Below are 366 nucleotides of genomic sequence, written 5' to 3' on the forward strand. Positions count from 1 at the left end.
GTGGTTGAGGCACGTGGATGCTCATCGGTGGCGATCACCACCGGCTCTCCTTTGCGCTGTGGAATCGTGACAGGCACGATTTCTTTTGCAAAGTAGCCTTTGGCCTGTGCCGCCGCGGTGCGTTGCTGGCTGGTGTAGGCAAACTGGTCTTGGTCTTCACGCTGGATGCCAAACTGCTCGGCCACATTTTCTGCGGTTTGCGGCATGGTCTCCACACCATACATGGCTTTGAGCTTCGGATTGATGAAGCGCCATCCCATGGTGGTGTCTTCTATCTTCTGGGTGCGTCCAAACGCCCCTTCTGATTTCCCCATCACATACGGTGCGCGGCTCATGCTTTCGACACCCCCTGCAATGATCAGATGG

General features: G+C 56.3%; 1 protein-coding gene. It reads right to left on the reverse strand.

Going from position 1 to position 366, the window contains the following annotated elements:
* Positions 1-366, reverse strand: a 366-nt coding sequence (locus L2096_RS16025) for a thiolase family protein (RefSeq protein WP_502801305.1), incomplete at both ends; no start/stop codon positions are given.

Source organism: Acinetobacter sp. ACZLY 512 (assembly GCF_023614015.1).
GTDB classification, from domain to species: domain Bacteria; phylum Pseudomonadota; class Gammaproteobacteria; order Pseudomonadales; family Moraxellaceae; genus Acinetobacter; species Acinetobacter soli.